General features: G+C 68.5%; 15 protein-coding genes. 5 read left to right on the top strand and 10 right to left on the bottom strand.

Annotated features, from left to right (window positions below; all coding sequences use genetic code 11):
- Positions 1–11: 11 nt before the first annotated feature.
- The 8 genes from ACWF41_RS18470 to ACWF41_RS18435 form a co-directional block, all read right to left on the bottom strand.
- Complete coding sequence (locus tag ACWF41_RS18470) at positions 12–224, bottom strand: hypothetical protein (RefSeq protein WP_380320309.1); 213 nt, start codon at positions 222–224, stop codon at positions 12–14.
- A 78-nt stretch (positions 225–302) separates the two neighbouring features.
- Positions 303–1,208: a type II secretion system F family protein gene (locus tag ACWF41_RS18465; protein ID WP_380320312.1), complete on the bottom strand. Its 906-nt coding sequence runs from the start codon at positions 1,206–1,208 to the stop codon at positions 303–305.
- On the bottom strand, positions 1,205–1,939 hold the full coding sequence (locus ACWF41_RS18460; protein WP_380320315.1) for a type II secretion system F family protein: 735 nt from the start codon (positions 1,937–1,939) through the stop codon (positions 1,205–1,207). The genes ACWF41_RS18465 and ACWF41_RS18460 overlap by 4 nt, the downstream gene beginning before the upstream one ends.
- Positions 1,940–2,049: 110 nt before the next feature.
- Entirely contained in the window at positions 2,050–3,501 is a 1,452-nt protein-coding gene (locus ACWF41_RS18455; protein ID WP_380320318.1) for a CpaF family protein, read from the bottom strand.
- A 35-nt stretch (positions 3,502–3,536) separates the two neighbouring features.
- Complete coding sequence (locus ACWF41_RS18450) at positions 3,537–4,337, bottom strand: hypothetical protein (RefSeq protein WP_380320321.1); 801 nt, start codon at positions 4,335–4,337, stop codon at positions 3,537–3,539.
- 5 nt (positions 4,338–4,342) lie between these two features.
- On the bottom strand, positions 4,343–4,999 hold the full coding sequence (locus ACWF41_RS18445; protein ID WP_380320324.1) for an SAF domain-containing protein: 657 nt from the start codon (positions 4,997–4,999) through the stop codon (positions 4,343–4,345).
- 53 nt (positions 5,000–5,052) lie between these two features.
- Positions 5,053–6,054, bottom strand: coding sequence for a hypothetical protein (locus tag ACWF41_RS18440; protein WP_380320327.1), 1,002 nt, complete (start codon positions 6,052–6,054; stop codon positions 5,053–5,055).
- Positions 6,036–6,767: a hypothetical protein gene (locus ACWF41_RS18435; protein ID WP_380320330.1), complete on the bottom strand. Its 732-nt coding sequence runs from the start codon at positions 6,765–6,767 to the stop codon at positions 6,036–6,038. Before ACWF41_RS18435 ends, ACWF41_RS18440 begins: the two co-directional genes overlap by 19 nt.
- 194 nt (positions 6,768–6,961) lie before the next feature.
- Between ACWF41_RS18435 and mobF the strand changes: the two genes are divergently transcribed.
- The 5 genes from mobF (at position 6,962) to ACWF41_RS18410 (ending at position 15,153) form a co-directional block, all read left to right on the top strand.
- Complete coding sequence (gene mobF, locus ACWF41_RS18430; protein ID WP_380320333.1) at positions 6,962–10,477, top strand: MobF family relaxase; 3,516 nt, start codon at positions 6,962–6,964, stop codon at positions 10,475–10,477.
- 262 nt (positions 10,478–10,739) lie between these two features.
- Positions 10,740–11,135, top strand: coding sequence for a hypothetical protein (locus tag ACWF41_RS18425; RefSeq protein WP_380320336.1), 396 nt, complete (start codon positions 10,740–10,742; stop codon positions 11,133–11,135).
- 44 nt (positions 11,136–11,179) lie between these two features.
- Positions 11,180–11,554 carry a hypothetical protein gene (locus ACWF41_RS18420; RefSeq protein ID WP_380320339.1) on the top strand — a complete coding sequence of 125 codons (375 nt, stop codon included), beginning with the start codon at positions 11,180–11,182 and terminating at the stop codon, positions 11,552–11,554.
- Complete coding sequence (locus ACWF41_RS18415) at positions 11,551–12,954, top strand: hypothetical protein (protein WP_380320342.1); 1,404 nt, start codon at positions 11,551–11,553, stop codon at positions 12,952–12,954. The genes ACWF41_RS18420 and ACWF41_RS18415 overlap by 4 nt, the downstream gene beginning before the upstream one ends.
- A 264-nt stretch (positions 12,955–13,218) precedes the next feature.
- Complete coding sequence (locus tag ACWF41_RS18410) at positions 13,219–15,153, top strand: AAA family ATPase (RefSeq protein WP_380346872.1); 1,935 nt, start codon at positions 13,219–13,221, stop codon at positions 15,151–15,153.
- A 299-nt stretch (positions 15,154–15,452) separates the two neighbouring features.
- Here the strand turns inward: ACWF41_RS18410 and ACWF41_RS18405 are convergent, their stop codons facing one another.
- Together ACWF41_RS18405 and ACWF41_RS18400 are read right to left on the bottom strand one after the other, a co-directional pair.
- Complete coding sequence (locus ACWF41_RS18405) at positions 15,453–16,940, bottom strand: UvrD-helicase domain-containing protein (protein WP_380321242.1); 1,488 nt, start codon at positions 16,938–16,940, stop codon at positions 15,453–15,455.
- Positions 16,927–18,573, bottom strand: coding sequence for an ATP-dependent nuclease (locus ACWF41_RS18400; protein WP_380321239.1), 1,647 nt, complete (start codon positions 18,571–18,573; stop codon positions 16,927–16,929). The genes ACWF41_RS18405 and ACWF41_RS18400 overlap by 14 nt, the downstream gene beginning before the upstream one ends.
- Between the last annotated feature and the right edge of the window lie 54 nt (positions 18,574–18,627).

The raw sequence follows: 18,627 nt of genomic DNA, 5'->3' as shown, positions 1-18,627 counted from the left end.
TATGCCGTGCCTCAAGTGATCTTCCCGGCCTGAGTGGTCAGGAACGCTTTGATGGCGACGACTGCGAGGCCGACGAACGCGATGGCGGCCACGGCCCACACGACGTGCTCTATGGTCACCGAACCCCGCTCGGAGGAGTCGAGACGCGCATGGTCGGACTGCGGCTGGCCGGGCGGAATCAGGTAGGCCCTGACCAGGGCCAGGAGCGTGGTGAAGTGCAGCATGGTTCTGCTCCTTGCTTCAAAAACGCTGAGGAAACCGGCTGACAGGCAGGGATGGGATGGGTGGCTCCTTTCACGGGGTCAGGTGGGTTGCAGCATGCCGAGGAATGCGGGTGCAAGCAGGAGCGCCATGAATACGACCCCGAGGACGGAGCCGGGGATCGACATGCGCTCGCCGACCGCGTTCGCGGCGGCCAGTTCCTCGCCGAGCATGGCGTTGCGTACGGCGGCTGAGCGGGCGCGGAGGTTGGCGTAGACGGAGGCGCCTTCGGCGCCGGACAGTCGCATGATGTCGGCGAAGTCGGCGAGCTCGGGCAGTGTGAGCTCGTCGCCGAGTGAGCGCAGGGCGTCCCAGGGTGGGATGCCGGACCAGCGTGAGCGACGGAGCTCTTCGGCCAGGCGGGTGAAGACCCAGGAGGTGCCGACCTCGGCGGCGTTCTCCATGGCCTGCCGGGTGCCCGCGCCGTTGTGGCGTTCGGTGGCGACGAGGTCGACGTAGGCGGCCAATGCACGGCGGAACTCGGCCCGCGCTTTGGTGGCGTCATCGCGGGCGTTGTAGTCCGGGATGAAGAACATCACGGCGGCCACCGCGACCCCAGCCACGGCGGGGACGGCGATGGGAAGCTGCAGACCGAGGAGGGTGAACAGGGCGACGAGGAAGGGCGGGATCGCGAGCCCTAGGGCCGCGAAGATGAGTTTCTCGGCGTAGAACCGGGCCACTGGGATACGCAGTAGAGCGAGCTCCCGGCTCGGGGTGCGTACCCATAGAGCCGGCGGCAGGGCGCGCATGGCCCACAGGCCGAGGCGTTCCTTGCCAGTGGTGTCGGTGCCCGCGGTGGGCTGCATCCTCCGGTGGCGGGTGGGGGTCATCCGGTCGAACGCGTCGCCGAGGTCGACATGCGCGGGCAGGAACCGCGCAAGCACGGCCACGAGGGCTCCGGCGCCGACAGCGGTCATGGCCATGATCACTGCGAGGGTCGAGCTCATGGGTGGGCTCCTTCGCGGGTGTCCACGAGGATGCGGGGCCAGGGCTTGCCGGTGGCCATCCGTTTCATCCACACCAGGGTGGCGATGTAGGCGGTGAGCAGCACGACGAGGATGAGCTGGCCGACGGGGGTCGCGTAGGTCGCTGTGTAGGTGGACGCCAAGGACAGGACGACCAGGACGCTCGCGGAGATGATCGTGACCCAGCGGGCGGTGGCGCGGGGCTTGGCACGGTCGGCCTCGACCTGTCGGCGGGCTCGCACGTCGTCGGCGACGGACTCGGCCAGCCCCTCCAGGACGGAGGCGAGGCCGCTGCCGCGCTTGCGGGCGGCGAGGATGAGGTTGGCGGCGATGAGGTCACCGGTGGCGTCATCGAGATCGTCTGCAAACGCGCGCAAGGCGTCTTCGGTGTGCCACCGGGCGCGCAGCCGGGCCGTGAGGCGGTTGAGTGCAGGTTCGATGGGGCCCGGGGCCGACCGCATCGAGATGATGATCGCCTGCTCGAGGCCGATCCCGACGGTCAGGACTCCGGCCAGGGAGCGGGTCCATTCCTCCATCGCTTCGAGGCGGGCGATCTCCGCCTTCGCGCTGCGAGTGGACATCAGGGTCGGCAGGCCCAGGACCGCGACGGGCACGATCAACAGGGCGAGCACCCACCCGGTGGCCCACCACGCCAGCAGGCCGCCGCCCAGCCCGGCGGCGAGCAGGATCCGGGTCCGCCGATCGACGTGCACCCGCGATGTCGCCGGTCGCGGCGGTGCGGGTGGTCGTGGAATCAGCCCAAGGATGCTCAGGAAGAGCCCTGCGCCGATCAGGGCACCGAGGACGACGACGAGCGGGAGCATCAGCGGGCCTCCCCATTCGGGGTGGTGTGCCCGTTCTGGTTGGCGAAGTAGCCGGCGAGGTCGAACCCGTAGGCGGCCAGGTCGCGGTAGTCGTCGGGCAGGACCGCCGGCCTGGCCAGCGCCAGCTGGCCGCGCGGGCCTACCGGGCCCTGCGACGCGGTCGGCCTGGTCGAGGTGAAGACGTCGGTGGTGGCGTACCCGGTCTCGTGCTCGCCGGGGGCGACCGCGACGATCTCGGCGACCCGTCGGCGGCGGACGGACCGGGTTGCGGCAGGCCGGCCCGAACCGGCTGTGCCCTCCCCGGGTGGGGCGGTGATGGGCTCGGTCGTCATGTCGAGGTGGACGATCAGGTCGATCGTGGCGGCGAGCTTGGAGGTGGCGAGCTCGTGGGTGACGTGCCGGCCGGCTTCCATGGCGCAGGTGACGAGCTTGCGGATCGCGGCGACGGCGCCGGAGGCGTGGGTGGTGGAGATGGAGCCGGTGCCGGACTCCATGGCCTTGATCATGGCCCAGATCTCTCGGCCGCGGACCTCCCCGACGATCTGGCGCGAGAGGTTGAACCGGAAGGAGTCGACGAGGGCCTCGTCCAGGGTGAACTCCCCGGCCCGGTGCCCGTCGGGGCCGAGCTCGCCGGTGCCGGGCCGGGCTTCCCAGGCGCGCACGACCCGGTGGCGTTCACGTAGCTCGTGCAGGTGCAGCTCGTACTCGGTCTCGAACGTGCCGATGGCCTCCCACGGGTCGATCTCGGCGCACAGGGCGCGCACCAGGGTGGTCTTGCCGGCACCCTGGGCGCCGGAGACCACGATCGAGCGGCGTGCCCGTACCGCGGCGGCGAGGAAGGATGCGGCGACCGGGGTGAGCATGTCCAGGGCGACGAGGTCGTCGAGGGTGACCTCGACCAGGCGGTGGCGCCGGATGGTGACCTGCGGACGCGGGCACACCCAGGCGCTGGCCGCGAGCCGCGCCCCGCCGTCCAAGCGCAGGTGCAGGGTCGGGTGCGACTCGGAGAACTCGCGGGCATTGACCTCGGAGCGGGACGCGAGGAACACGAGGAACTCCACGAGGTCCTCGTCGGAGTCGGCGACCGCCGGCGCCTGGGTCAGGGTTCCGTCGGCGAGCTCGAGCAGCACGGCGTCGGCGCCGGTGATCATGATGTTCTCGACCCGGTCGTCGTCGACGAGCGGTTGAAGGCGCCCGAGGCGGAACAGGGCGTCGAAGACCCGCTTGGCGAGCTGATGCTGCTGGGGCAGGCTCCAAGCGGGCAGGCCGGCGTCGACGCGGTCGGCGAGGGTCGCCTCGACCAGGTCGAGGATGATCGTACGGCCCAGCTCCTCCTGCGCGGACCGGGTCAGGTGGTCGTGCTCACTGACCGCCTGGGACAGCTGCTGGGAGGCGCGTGCCCGCAGCTGTGCGACCAGGCCCCAGTCATCCGGAGTCTGCTCGCCTGTCACGGTGGTGGCGCCTTGCCGGGGGTTGTCAAGGGTGGTCATGGGGTGCCGCCGGCGGTGACGTCGTGGGTGAGATCCTCGCGGTGGCGGGCGATCGCTCCGGTGATGGCTGCTGCCGCGGCCTGCAGGCTGCGCGAGAGCGGACCGGTAGTAAACCTTCTGGGCGGGCGAGCGCCGCGGTGGTACACCTTGGCGGCCTCCTCGTCGTCGGCGATCGTCGTCACGACGGGCAGGCCGAGCACCTTGGTGATCTCCTGTCGCCGGTAGGGCTGGCCCTCGCCGATCACGAGCAGTCCAGGTTGGCGCCATGAGCTGTCCCGGGCGCGCAAGTCGTCGGCCCAGGTCCGCGCGCCCGCCAGAGCGGGCAACGTGGACCGGGTGACCAGGAGCGTCAGGTCCGCCCACGACAGCAGAGGTTCGGGGGACCCAATCAGTCCGAGGCGTCCTGCGTCGACGATGACGTCCTGGCCGCCGCGCTCGAGGTCGGCCAATGCCTCGACCAGCGGCGTCCACAGGTCGCGCAACCCGGCAGCCTGCCCGTGTGTTTGCGTGCCGACGAGGTAGCTCACCGGTGAGCCTGCCGTTGCGCGGGTGGTGGGATCGAGGGACCGCACGACGTCGCGCAGTGCGTCCGGCATCGGCAGCGGGGAGGACGCGAGCTCGAGCAGCCCGGTCTCGTACTCGCTGGCTCCTTGCAGGTATCCGGCCAGCAGCCCGTTGCTCCCAGACGGATCGGCCTCGACGATCAAGACCGGGCGGGGCCAGACCATGGCCAGGCCGACGGCAGTGGTCGTCACGCCGGGGGAGCCGGAGGCTGAGCACAGGGTGATGACGGACATCTCATTCACCGTTCCCGGGTGTCGAGGACCAGGTAGAAGTTCCCGGCCGCGATCCGAGCCGCCAGGACCGGCCCGTCGGCTTCGGGCACCAGGAGGGAGACCACGGTGCCGCCGGTCTCGGGAGAGACGTCGACGCCGGCGACCTCGGCGGGGGTGAATGTCGGGTTGCCCACGGCTTCTTGACCGGCCGGACCGGTGAGGACGACCTTGACCCGGTCCCCGGCCTGCAGGTCCAGCCCGGCGGCGAGCTCGGCCGGCAGGGCTGCAGGCACCAGGGAGGATCCGTCCGCCGGCAGCGTCTCGGTCTCGAGCATCGCATCGGTCAGGAGACTGCCGGTCACCATGTCGGTCGCGGCACGCTGACCGACGACGTCGTCGGCGCGGTCGGCAGCCAGGGGAGTGATCGCGGGGTCGAGGTTGATGCGCGCGGTGCGCAGGTCTGTGGCGTCGATGACCTCCCCGCGCGGAACGTCACTCGCAGCGACCAGGACCTCGACCCGGTCGTTGGCGCGCATCCACATCCACCCCACCAGCAGACTGGAGACCAGGGCGACCACCAGGCCGATGGCGATCACGGTGGGCCGGCGGCGCAGCTTGGGTGGCGGGCCCAAGGCCGGAGCCGGGTCCTGGTTCGCTGTGTCGCGGGTGATGGTGTTGGTCATCGTCGACCCCTCTTGCCTGCCCCGTTGGACGAGGCGCCTTTCGGTGGTGCGTGTCAGTTGGTCACGAGTACCTGTGCCTCTCCGACGGCGATCTGCACGCTCTCGCTCAGCCCGTCCATGTGGATCGTGCCGGTCTGTCCGGCGCCTTCCCAGGTGACGACCCAGTCCGAGGTCGCGGTGACCGTGAACTTCCCGGCGGGTCGTTGGTCGCTGGTCGTGGTGTAGGTGTGTCCGCAGTCCGGCGACGGCTCGGTGCCGTAGCTGGTGTCGTAGGTGGTGCCCGGGCCGTCGCAGGTCACGGTGTTGCCGTCGCCCATGTTCCAGCTGATCGTTTGCACCCGGGCGGTGGCGGTGACGGTGATGCCGCCGGCGGATGCGGACGCCGTGGTCGGCCCGAGATTGCTCGGACCTGGATGGGAGGCCCACATCCAGACCGGCATCCCGACGATGCCGACCGAGCCGTCGCCCGGCTTGGGGGCGATGCCGATCGTGATGGCGTGCAGGTCCATCTCGTCCACGGCCATCTGCGCGACCTGACGTGGGGACGGGCCCGCGCCGGACGCGTCCGGGGGAGCGGCGAGCCACATGTACACGTCGATGTCGATCGGCAGCGGTTGGTGGCAGCCGTAGACCGCGCCGTCGTCGCGGGGAGAGTGGCCCTGCCACGCCGGGTCGTCGGGGCCGGGTTGAGGATCCAGCACCCGGATGTAGCACTGGTGCGCGTTCGACCAGTACCCCAGGTCGCTCTTGCACGGCACCGGGCCCGCCTTCACCGCGGTGAAGCCCTGCTTCGACGGGTCGAAGTAGCACGGCGATCCCGACCCGGAATCCTTCGCCCCGACCTTGCCGTCGGGGTCCCTCGTGGAGCCCGAGACCGGCTGGGCGTTCTCGTCCTGGCGAGGTGGGACGACGACCGTAACAAGACACCGGCCGGTGCTTGGGTCCTTGCGCTCGCACGTCGGTGCCCCAGCGTGTGCTGGGGCCGTGGGCGGCAGGACCGCCGTGATGGAGGCGATCACGAAGACGAGGACCTGGGTCAGGATTCGGGGTCGCATGGTGCTTGCTCGAGATCCACGCTCGTGGAGACCCGCCACCCGTCGTCGGGGTCGGTGTCCCAGGAGTAGTTGCTCACGGTGTGGCGGACCCGCCCGGTGTCTGCGCGGTCGGCGGCGACGACCGACGTCCCGTCGGAGTCGACGACGTCGACGTCGGACACGTCGTAGCAGACGTCGACCTGGACTGTGGGCACGACGCCGGCGTCAGGGTCGGAGTTGTCGAGGTTGACAGACCCGACGTCGACCTCGACGAGCCTCGTCTCGCCGGTCTGCCGGTAGCCGTCGCGGCGGTCGCGCTTGATCTGCTGCTCCCAGACGCTCAGGTCCTTGCTGATGGCCACGGACTCGAGCTGCGACAGGGGCTCATCGGGGTCGGCACGTGTCTGGTCGAGGACCTGGTAGTACTCGTGGACCAGACCCGCTGCGTTCTGTGCGGCGACCTCGGAGTCGGAGATCGGCGAGGGCGACGGCTCCGACGTGGGCGTGCTTGCCGCCGACGTCGTGGTCGGGGTGGGTATGGGGGAGGCCTCGGTGCTTGGGGTGCATGCGGCAAGGACGGCTAGCAGCAGTACTGCTGTCGTCGGCGTCCCAGCTCGTCCCCAGTGGCGCATTCTTGCGAGGCCCTTCGCCGAGCACCGCACCCCTTCGGGCGGTACATGCACGACGTCACCGCGACCAGCGCGGGTGAAGAAGTACTTGCCCAGGTATGCCATCACTCTCCTTGCCCTGCAATCCGAACGGTGTCCTGCCGTCCGCTCTGGAACACCAGTGGCCGGCGTCGGAACGTAGGTGTGCGGGCGGCGTCGCCGGCGCAGGAGGCCGGTCCCGTACGCACCGATCCGTGGTCCCGACGCCTCTGGCACCCGAGGCGGGTCGAGCCGCACACCTGGGCGATGTGACCGTCTCGATGCGCGTGTTCTCGGCCGGCAAGGGCTACGGCTACCTGCTGCGCTCGGTCGTGCAGACGGACGGCGACGCGACCCAGGCGACGGCGTTCACGCGCTACTTCACCGAGGCAGGGACACCGCCGGGAGTGTGGATGGGAAAGGGCGTCGCCTACTTCGGCCACGGCGAGCTGCGTCCCGGGATGGCGGTCACTCGCGCACAGCTCCAGACCCTCCTGGGGCGCGGCAGCGATCCCGTGAGCGGAGCGAACCTCGGTCAGCCGTTCCGGGAGTACCCGACCGTCGCCGAGCGCACCACCGCTCGAACCGCGCGAGTGGACCGGACGCTGCCCACCGAGGAGTTCGACGCCGAGGTCATCCGCGTCCAGGCCGAGGAGGCCGCCCGGGGCCCGCAGACCGCGACCGCAGGGTTCGACCTGACGTTCTCGGTGCCGAAGTCGGTCTCCGTGTTGTGGGGCGTGGCCGACGCCAACACCCAGGAACTGATCGTCGAGGCGCACCACGCCGCCGTCGCGCAGGTACTCGAGTTCTTCGAGCGTGAGGTCGCCGCGACGCGGGTCGGGCACGCCGGCACCGCGCGGATGCCCGTCGTCGGGATCGCCGCCACGGCCTACGACCACTGGGACTCGCGCGCCAACGACCCACACCTGCACACGCACGTCGTCGTGTCGAACAAGGTCCTGACCGCCCACGACGGGAGATGGCGCACCCTGGACTCCAAGGCCGTCCACCACGCCATCGTCGCGTTGTCCGAATACCACAACGCCGTCCTTGCCGACCGGCTCACCGGCACCTTCGGTCTGTCGTGGGAGCGGCGCGAACGCGACGGCCGCAACCCGCAATGGGAGATCGACGGCGTCGGCGAAGACCTTGTGCGCGAGTTCTCCTCCCGCGCCCGGGACATCGACGTCGCCACCGACGCCAAGATCGACGACTACGAGCGCGAGCACGGCCACCGTCCGTCGGACAGGCAGATCGTGCGCATGCGGGCGGACGCCACACTCGACACGCGACCCGACAAGACGATCCACGCTCTGTCCGACCTGACCGACGACTGGCGCCGGCGTACCCGCGCCATCCTGCGCGGCGACGCCACCGAGCGGGCGCGCCGGCTCATCACAAGGACGACGCCGGCGCAGGCACTCACCCGCGAATCGGTACCGATGCTCATGATCGACCAGGTCGCCGCTCAGGTGGTCGACGCAGTGGCAGAGAAGCGGTCGACATGGCGGCACTGGAACCTGTGGGCCGAAGCCTCCCGCCGCACGATGGGATGGCGCTTCGAGACCGTCGAGGACCGCGAAGCCGTCGTCGCACTCATCACCGAGGCCGCCACCCGCCAGTCCGTCCCCCTCACCCCCGGCGAGATCGCCTCCACCCCGGCCACGATGCGCCGCGACGACGGCACCAGCACCCTGCGCCCCCGCCACTCGACGTACTTCTCCAGCCAGCACGTGCTCGCGACCGAGGACCGCCTGCTGGCGCTCGCGGACGACCGCGACGCACGCCTCGTCGTCCCAAGCGGGAGTCTTGAGGCGGTCCCCGGAAGCCGCGTGGACGGCGTCGTGGTCGACGCCGAGCAGTCCACGGCGCTCGCGCAGGTCCTCATCTCGGGCCGGAAGCTGGACCTCTTGGTGGGTCCGGCGGGCACGGGCAAGTCCACCGCGATGGCCGCGCTGCTTCGTGCCTGGACGGTGCAGCACGGCGCCGGGTCGGTGGTCGGGATGGCGCCGTCGGCCGCCGCCGCTCAGGTGCTCGCCGAGGATCTCGGCATCGCGTGCGACAACACGGCCAAGTGGATATACGACCACCGTCGCGGCCGGGCGGAGTTTCGCGCTGGCCAGCTCGTCATCCTCGACGAGGCCACCCTTGCCTCGACCCGCACGCTCGACGTCATCGCGACACATGCCGCGGAGGCGGGCGCGAAGGTCGTCCTGGTCGGCGACCCCGCCCAGTTGCAGTCCGTCGATGCCGGGGGAGCGTTCTCCATGCTCGTCACCGCCCGCGACGGCGAGGTGCCAAGCCTGGTTGAGGTACGCCGGTTCGTTCACGCCTGGGAGAAGGTCGCTTCCCTGGCCCTGCGGGACGGCGACGTGACCGCGATCGACGCGTACGAGAGCCATGGCCGCCTCTACGAGGGGACCACCGAGGCGATGATCGACACCGCCTACGAGGCCTGGCAGGTGGACCTGCGCGCGGGGCGCTCCACGATCCTCGTCACCGAGGCCGCGGAGTCCGTGCGACAGCTGAACGAACGTGCCCGCGCCGAACGCATACGGTCCGGCGTCACGTCGGCGGAGCGAGAGGTAGCGTTGCGGGACGAGGAGCGCGCTTCGGCCGGCGACGTCGTGATCACGCGCCGCAACCATCGTCGGCTGCGCACGGACGACGGAAGCTGGGTTCGCAACGGTGATCGCTGGACCGTTACACATGTCGGCCGGGACGGGACTCTCGAGGTCCGCCGCACCGGGGGCACTGGGAGGACCGTCGCGCTGCCCGCCGAGTACGTCGCCCGGCACGTCGACCTCGGGTACGCGGTCACAGCGCACCGCGCCCAGGGTCTGACCGTCGACACAGCGCACGTCGTCGTGTCGCCGTCGACCACCCGCGAGAACCTGTACGTCTCGATGACCCGCGGCCGCCGCTCCAACACCGCGTATGTCGCTCTGGACAAGCCCGATCCGCTGCACGACATCCCGATCGATGACGACGTCTCCGCCCGCACGGTCCTGTTCGGGGTGCTCAACCACTCCGGTCTCGAGCTGTCCGCGCACGAGACCACCGCCGCCGAGCAGGAGCGGTGGACCGGCATCGCGCAGGTGGCGGCCGAGTACGAGACCATCGCCACCGCCGCGCAGCGGGACCGCTGGACCGCCCTCGTCACGGAGTCTCTCGTTCGTGCGGGCGGGTTTACGCCGGCCGAGGCCGGGCAGGTCATCGAGTCCGAGGCGTTCGCCGTCCTCATGGCAGAACTCCGCCGGGCCGAGGCCAACCGCCACGACGTCGCGGCCCTGCTGCCACGCCTGGTCGCCCAGCGCAGCCTGCTCGACGCCGACGACGTCGCCTCCGCCCTGTCCGCACGCCTCGCCCGCGCCGCCGGACGACCCGCCCGCGGAACGTCGCCGGACCTTGTCGCCGGGTTCATCCCCGCCGCCTCCGGGCCGCTGCCGACCGACACCGCCCGGGCCCTGGCCGAACGCCGCGAGCTGATCGAGACGCGCGCCCGCACCCTCGCCGAGGCAGCCGTCCGCGACCGCGCCCCGTGGGTGCGTCGCGTCGGCGACCGGCCCGCGGGCGCCGGTGACGGCGAGCAGTGGCTGGTCGAACTGAGCGTGATCGCCGCCTACCGCGACCGGTACGGCGTCACCGGGAACGCGCCGCTCGGCGCCTCGACGCGGACCGTCGTCCAGGAACGCGACCGCCGTCGGGCAGCCGAGGCGCTGCGCCGCGCCGAGGCGCTCACCCAGACCCGCGTGGGGGGTTCGAACGGCGCGCACGCGTACGGGCGCACCCTCTAGCGTCCGCCTGCCATCGCTCGGAACCAGACCCATGGGACCCAGCGTGCGCGGACGTCCCCGGCACCGAAACCCCTGGTCAGCAACCTGTGGACAGGGCCGCGCCTTCGGTCGCCCTCACGGCAGGAACGACGGCGATCCGCAGGACCCAGAGCGCCTTGTCCACAGGTTCGACGGCTGTCCGCGCCGCGGGAGGATTTCCGCGCGCACTCTCGGCACGAGGCCGGTTCACCGCGAGCCGGCCCGGCTCGAAGGGAGCGATCTCGTGTTCTTCTACCTCCTCTTCCGATTCTGGTTCACGCTCGCGCGGCGGTGTCACGCCTTCTGTCAGGCGTGGATGCCGACGAACCACTTGGTCCGCTGGCTCGACACCGACCGCGGCATCGCATGGGGCCTGCCCGTCGGAGCCGCGCTGACGCCGCTGTACTACCTGGCCATGACCTGGAGCGGCGAACACCTGAGCGCAGGCGGCACCAGCTGGTGGTGGGTGCCCACGCTGTGGGCGGCGCTCAACGCGATCAAGTTCGCCCACGTCGCCATCCGCAGCCCGTTCGTCTGGGTCTACCGCGCGGTGTGCGGTCGCGGAGCCCGTTGCCGCGACGCCGCCGTCGGCGGCTCGCCGCGTAGCTCGCCCGGTTCCGCGCGCACACCTTCCTCCTGACAACAGGACCGCCGTCGGCGTGCCCGAGAAATGGGAGAACCGCGATGACCATCCCCACTGGCCCGGCTGAGGCCGCCGTCGAACGTGGCGGCGAGCCCATGCTGCTCGGCCACTATCTGACGTACCAGGTCGCCCGCTCCAACCTCTGTGCGCTAGCCGAGGCGACCGACGCGGGGCACCTGCACGACTACTGGGACGTGCTGGACCTCATCGACTCCCTGCATCCGCCGGGCCAGCTCGCCGTCGCGCTGCCGGTGCGCTGTATCAGCCGGTACGCGATGTACACCGCCGCACGGCAAGCCATCAGCAATCTCAGCGGTTTCGGTCTCGACCCGGTCGTCCTGCTCCGTGCGGGCGAACTGCTCGACGCGAGTTGGGCCGCGGACCGCGGTGTCGTGCGGTCAGAGGCGACGCCATGACGTACGGCGACGTGGCCGGACAGCTGAGAGACTCCCTGACGGAGCTGCTCGGCCACACCCGGCCCTACTACGAACTCGGCGGCAAGCACCCCTCACGCGGTGCGCCGCTGGACGGCTTCCGCGAGCGAGCCGACCTCATCCAGCGCTACCGCGCCGTCATCCTTCTCTATGTCGCCGACCTGGCCCGTGCCTGTACCGCTGGGATGCTGGGGGACTCTCCGCGCCCCTCGACCTGGCTGCGCTGGGTCGAACGTGCCGTCCCGCAGCGCGACCAACTGCCCGGCGGGCGGCTCGCCAACGCGATCGAGCTCGGCACCGAACAAGAGAACCCCATCGTCGAGCAATGGCGGCGCGGCGCGGTCGCGGGGTTCCTCGCACGCGAGCGCGAACTCAGACCGTTGCTTGCGCAGATCACCCCCGAGCAACGGAACGTCGTCCTCAAGGACGTCACCGACGTCTTGCGCGCACTCATCCGACTGGACGACCGGCACGGACGGCTGCCCGGCTGGCAGGGGCTCGCCGGCACCAAGGGGGTCAGAACCGATCGGCCCTCACGCGCCACATCGGGGGATAACATGCGAGGGCTGAGCGCGACAACGAGGTTCTTCAACGAGTGGATCGCGCGGCAGATCACCCCTGACGGCTTCACCGTCGACCGCATCGGCTATCGGCCCGAGTCAAAGCTCGACGCAGCCGGCGGAACCGTCGACAGCGCGATCACCGCGTTGCAGAACCTCTCGGCCGTGATCGACGCGGACTTCCCGCGCCCCCTGTCACTGCGCATCCTGTTCCGATCCCAGTGGAAGCTCTCGGTACTCGCCAGCAAGCTTGCGCTGGCGGCCGGTGACACCAAGTGCGCGGCGGCCCTGACCGTCCGGGGCAACGTCTACGCCGGACTTGTCACTGCCATGCGCAACGTCAGCGGGACACTCGGTAACGGCCTGTACGCCGTCGCCTACGGCACAGTCGCCACCGACCAGGTCGCGCGGACGGCGACGATCACCGCCGAGCAGGCCTTACGACTCGTGGAGGCGCTCGACGACGTCGACCTGCGCCTTGCCCGCGCGACCCGCCAGGGCGTAGCCGACGGCCGAATGCTCGTCGCGACCGGTGAGGAGTCGCTGGTTGCAAGAGGTCCCGGTGGCGTGCGTCACTGCCGGACAGTGTTCGGCGTCATGACACCTCAGTCCAACCCCGAGTTCCATCGACAACTTTCGGTCCTGGAGCCCCAACGCCGCACGGTGCCGCCCCAGCCCGACGCGATCACCCAGCGCGCCGACTTCGCAGCGATGCTCAGGCAGCCATCTAAAGACTCCTTTGTCCCGAAGGCAGACTGGTCTGCCCGAGGGACGCGAGCGCGCGGCGCGGCGCGATGCTACCCCGTCACCTTGAGGCCATGAGTCGCATCCTCGTCGCGCCGACGGGCCATCGCCCACCAGATGCCTCGCGCCCAGGCTCGAGTGGAGGCTCGGAACGGATGGAAGGTGCCCCGGTACGCAGTACGCAGTGCGCAGTTCGCTCTTCTCATCACCCAGGACGCGCGGCCATGTCGAAGTGAAGGATTGTCCCCACCGCCTGCAAGACTCGTCCGGTAGTCGGGGTGCTGGCGGCCAACCGGTCACGCGAGCGCTCACCGAACAGGGGCCGCGGCGACGGGAGACGTGATGCGTGTCAGCAGGATCGAGTTCATGGGGTACCGGCGCCTTGCGGACACGGCGACCGCCATTGACGGCCCTATCACCGCCTTTGTCGGGTTCAACGAGGCGGGCAAGACGTCGCTGCTCTCTGCGCTCGAATGGTTCTCTATCGGCGGCGAGCTTCCCCCAACTGACGAGAACCGATCCCGTCCGCCCGCGTCCGACAATGCGTCTGTTGTGAAGGTCTTTTTCGAGTTCGAGGACGGTGACAAGAAGGCCTTCTCGTCGGTCCCGATGGACAACCCGCCTACGTCGCTTGTCCTCTACAAGAAGCGTGACGGCAGGCAAATATACGACCTTCGCCCGAATCCCCGACGGCCCGCCAGGCCGTTTGTCGTGGCTGCCGAGCGCCTCAGCACAGCAAAGGCCAAGCTTGCGTCGCAGTTTACCTCGGCCTCAGACGCGGTCGAACGCGACGCGGTCGACTGGGCCGAAACCATTTCGGAAATGCTCGCCAAGCCAGACGACGCATGGTCCGAAGAGCGTGTGGAGGACCTTATCGCGCTCTCCAAGTGGTTACAGGAAACCCCGGCCGGGCGGAAGGGGGCCAGGGACGCAAAGCTGGGCAGGATGCTAGACGAAGTCCACAGCCTGGTCGTCCAGGAACACCCGACAGACGCGGTCTGGAGCGCGGTCGAGAGCAGGGTGCCATCTTTCGTGCTCTTCAGAGATGAGGACCGCGACTTGCAGACTTCGTACCTCATACAGCCGGACAAGCGGGAAATCCCACCCGCCGTGACGCGCCTGCTTTCGATCGCGGGGCTCGATCTGGATTGCATGTGGGACTACATACAACAGCAGGATACGACCAAGCGTGAGACGGCCCTGGAGCGGGCCAACGGCAGGCTCCTAGACGTTTTTGATGCGGCATGGAACCAGAGCAAGGTCGCTGTGCGTCTTAATGTCAACAGTCAGCGACTCGAAGTGCTGATCAAGGAGCTTCACGGCAATGGTGACGTGACGAAGATGAGCGAGCGGAGCGACGGACTGAAGACGTTTGTCTCGCTGGTGGCCTTTCTCGAATCCGGCGGGCATGCGGTCCCGCCAGTCTTGCTCATCGACGAGGCAGAAACCCACCTTCATTACGACGCGCAAGCCGACCTAGTCGGAGCGCTTCTCAAGAGCGTCGATGCCGCGCAGGTCTTCTACACCACCCACTCGCCCGGCTGTCTTCCGGCAGACCTCGGAACCGGAATCAGGGTGGTCGTCCGCGACCCCGAGCACCCGGATGCCAGCATCCTCAAACACAACTTTTGGGATGGGGCCGGGCCGGGCTTCTCGCCACTGCTGTTTGCCATGGGAGCGGGCGCAGCAGCGTTTTCCATGTGTCGAAGCGCAGTGTTGGCGGAGGGCGCCTCAGACATGGTGCTCCTTCCCACCCTCATCCGGCAGGCCACAAGTCTCGACGACCTCGACTATCAGGTCGCGCCGGGTCTCGCCAATGCGCACGGTTCGGGAATCCGTGTCGAGGAGGTGGCGGCACGCGTCGTCTATCTGACAGACGGCGACCAAGGCGGTGCAGCCCACAAGTACGCCCTTAGGGCAGCCGGGGTCGACGAGCATCGTGTTTTCGCGCTGCCAAAGAACCACGCAGTGGAAGACCTAGTTAACCGGGATGACTACATTATGGTCGTGAACTCCCTCCTAGAAGCCATGGGCCAGCTGAAGCGCTTTCGCGCCTCAGATGTGACACCCGGCACGCCGATCGCGACTTGCTTCTCCAATTGGGCAAAGAGCAACCGTGTCCAGGCTCCTGGTAAGGTCGAGATCGCTTATGCACTCTTGCGGAAGGACGTTCGCCTGACGAGTCCGGGTAAACGGGCGCTCGTCGCGCTTCACAATAGGTTCGCGGCTGCTTTCGAGGAGGCGACGCCTTCGGGCGGCCGCCAATCGCGTCGCTGAGACTATGTTGAGGCAGTCATTCGCCTCGCATCGCCTGGTGTGTTCCGCGCGTAGGCTCGCCTGTGCCGGGGTACCCTTTCTGGTCCAGCGATGAGTGGGTCTCGGAGTCGCCCAGGCCTACGGTTGTGCCTCGTACTGAATCGCTCATGGGGCCGTAGTGGAGTTGTCACCGTAGAGCGCGGGGGTCTCAGGGGCAGGCTTCGTCAATATGACTGTGTAGGACGATGACGCATGGCGCGCTGTAGCCAGCTAGGCCGCGGAGGAATCACCCGCGCCTGTGTGCAACGCCGCACGAAGGGCTACACCTGAACGGTCCGGCGGCGCGCGCGGGTGACGGCGACATACAGCTGGCGTTCGATCTCCGTCTGATTGGTCAACCCGGCGGCGAGGTGTTCGGCGTCCTTCTCGATAAGGTGCACGCCAACTACGGGCCATTCACGGCCTTTCGCCTGGTGAACGGTCATCCCGGGTGTCAAGGTCGGTTGCTGTGCTCGAACGGCGATCCGTCGAAGACGGGCGTAGTAGTTGTGGTGGGCGTTCTCAGGGATGGAGCGGGGCGCTTCTGTCTTCACGATCGACACGAGCTCCGGCCAAAGAGTCTTCGCGGCGTCGGCAGCGTCGCTGGCGAGCAGAGCGATGATGTCGCCAAGTGGTGCTTCAAGGCGAGACAGCGACTGAGGGTCTGTGATTCCAAGAGTGATGAGCGCTTCGTTGAGGTAGGTGGCGGATACGCCGAACCGAGCAGTAGTCAGCGCGTTCAATAGGAGGGTTGCAGTGGCATACGGAGTGTTCCCGTTCTTCGGCTTGAATGCAAGTGGAAGAAGTGCGTCGTCGACATTCCAAAGTGGTTCCCACTGGCGCGACAGGACGACGTCCGTTTCAACGGTTGCTGCCATGGGAAGGTTGCTCGGTTGTGAGCTGCGAACCTGAGATGCGAGCGCGGCCTGTTCTTCTGTTTCCCACCGGAAGGACTGGGTCAGGGGCAATGTCGTTGCGGCGATCCTGGCGATGACGTCGGGGACGAGGTCTGGCTGTGCTCCGCGGAAGCCATAGAGGGCCTGCCAGGGATCGCCGATGAGAGTTGTGGGTATGCCTGCCTCGGTAGCGACCTCGACGATCGTGAGGTCGAGGCTGTTTGCGTCGAAGATCTCGTCGACGATGAGTGCGCTGGTGGTTTGGGCAAGGCGGCGTCGAACGCGGTCGCGCGCCCCAGGCAGGTCGAGGGCTTCCTCCAAGAGATGTCGAACGTCCTCATGGGTGCAAACGCCCGCCTGTAGTTGGGCGGCCACCTCCTCAAGCCGAAGGTGCGCACCCCGTGCCGTGCGTTGGCGATGCGTAGAAACGCGGCTTCCATCGAGAACAACGCGGACCTCAAGCACGGTCCAGAAACGCTCGAGACGCATCGTCCAGGTGTCAATGATCTCGAGGTCGGTGTGGCCTTCTGGCCAGTGGACGATCCCGCCAATGAGTAGGTCGCGAAAGAGGTCGTAGACGAGGGTGTCGAGGGTGACGATTTGATGCGGGCCGGACAGGGCGGTCGGTCCCCACGAGACTTCGACGCGATGGCGAAGCTCCGCAGTCGCGGCTCTGGTGAAACTTACGGCGACTACGCCACGGTCGTGCGGAGGTGGCGTGCGGGCATACCGGAGCGCGCCGAAGCGCTGAGCAGCGACGGTGGTCTTTCCCGAGCCGGGGTGGGCTTCGATATAGACGCGAGGGAGTGGGGTCGCGGCGGCGACAGTTTGCTGATCGGTGAGCCGAGACAGGACGGGGTCAGTCGCTGCCATCGTTCCCGGCTCCCGCAGCGGGCTCGGTAGGCCCTGCGTCGTTCGAGGCGTCGTCGGGCTCAGGTCCTGAGAGAGGCTCGATTGGGGGCTGGGGATAGAGAAATTCGAGTATCCCGGCGAGGTGGGCTGGGACGACCGGGGGAGCGTAGCCGCGCTCGGCGCGGAAGGCTTCCGCGTCGCGGGCGTCAGTTTCGCTTGCGAGCAGTAGCTCATCGGCCAGTTCGAGCGCGAACTCGCCCTTGCGCGATTGCATCGGTCCCGCGGGCTGGGCCGGCCGGTCGCCCTTGGCTTTCTTGGCGCTGCGGAAGAGCTCGTGGACTTGAGTGCTGTCCATTGTGGGGGACTCTGCGTCCCAACCTTCCATATCGAGGAGGACGGCGGTGATCAACTCTTCGTTTCCCGGGGTAACGGCAGGCTCGAGCGTCGGGTGGCTGTGGAAGAACTGCACGATGTTCGGGTCGTACTTCGACGCCCACGAAGGGAGCGAGGGGGTCTCGTGTTCCTCAAGGTCGCTGTCGCGCAGGACAGCAAGTTTCGTGCAGAGCTCCTTGCCGCGCGTTGCGAGCAGCGCAGGACCCCACTCGCCGACCTTGGTGCCCATCGCAACGATGGTCAGCGCGTCGACGAAGGCCCGCTTTTCGGCGTCGTTGGCAGCCCAGAGGTAGGCCAGTTGGCGGATGAGGGCGACCTCGGTAACCCCTTCGACCAGAAGGAGGCGCTCTGCGAACAAGGCGGACGAGCGTGATGCATCCATGTGGAGGCGCACCTTGCGCTTGTGGTCAGGTGTTAGGGGCAGGTCCTTCAGCGCGACGCTCACGCGGTGATCTCCGCGACGTCGCAGGAGGACCAGATCGTCCGGCTCGCACGCAGAGATGATGTCGTTCGCGTGGCTGGTGATGACTACCTGGATCTCGGGACGCTCGCGAACGACCTGGCGGAGATAGCGGACGAGCGCGAACTGCAGCTGAGGGTGCAGGTGGGCCTCGGGCTCCTCTATGACGACGATGGCATGGAACGGCCCGTCGGGGTAGAAGGAATCCTCCTGCATCTCGGCGACCTCGTGGGCGTCCTCGAGGATCGCACGTGCCGCTGCCGCCTCGTCTGGGTTGCTTGGGTTCGTCGGCGCGGGGCCAGGACCCCCCTCCGTTGTGGAGACGACGGGGATAGCTGTGGGATCAGGGATCGCGGCAAGTGTGACGGCGATGTGAAGCAGATTGACGTAGCCGAGGCCTGTGACTTCGAGGGGTTGGGCGTTGTCGCGTCCCTCGAGAGTGGCGAGCATGATTTCGAGGACGCGAGCGAGGTATGTGTCGTCGACGACCTGCGCACGAATGTGGGGTGTCTGGCGGGTGACTCCGGCTGTCAGGGCGTGCAGGTGGTTGGCGATGCGGGTTTCGATGTCGGCGATGATGCCGTGCTGAGTGAGGGCCTCCAGTAGGCCTGTGGCGCGGCCGCGCAGGTCGCGTAGGTTCTTGGTGCCGTCGATGCGCTGTTGCTGGGCGCGTAGCAGCTCGATGAGGGTTTGTGCTTCGCGACGAGCGAGGTCGTCGAGCGGGTTGCGGGAGGCAGGTAGGTAGACCATCCGAATGCTGTCGGCGACGCCGCGGTCTCCGATGATGGATTGGGCGCGCACTCTCCCGAGCCGGCGTTGGAACTCGCGGGTCCAGGCGCCTGCGCGGTCCCCTGG

The organism is Isoptericola sp. NPDC055063 (genome assembly GCF_053608125.1).
Note: the sequence above shows the minus strand (reverse complement) of the source record. Positions and strands in the feature narration are given on the sequence as shown.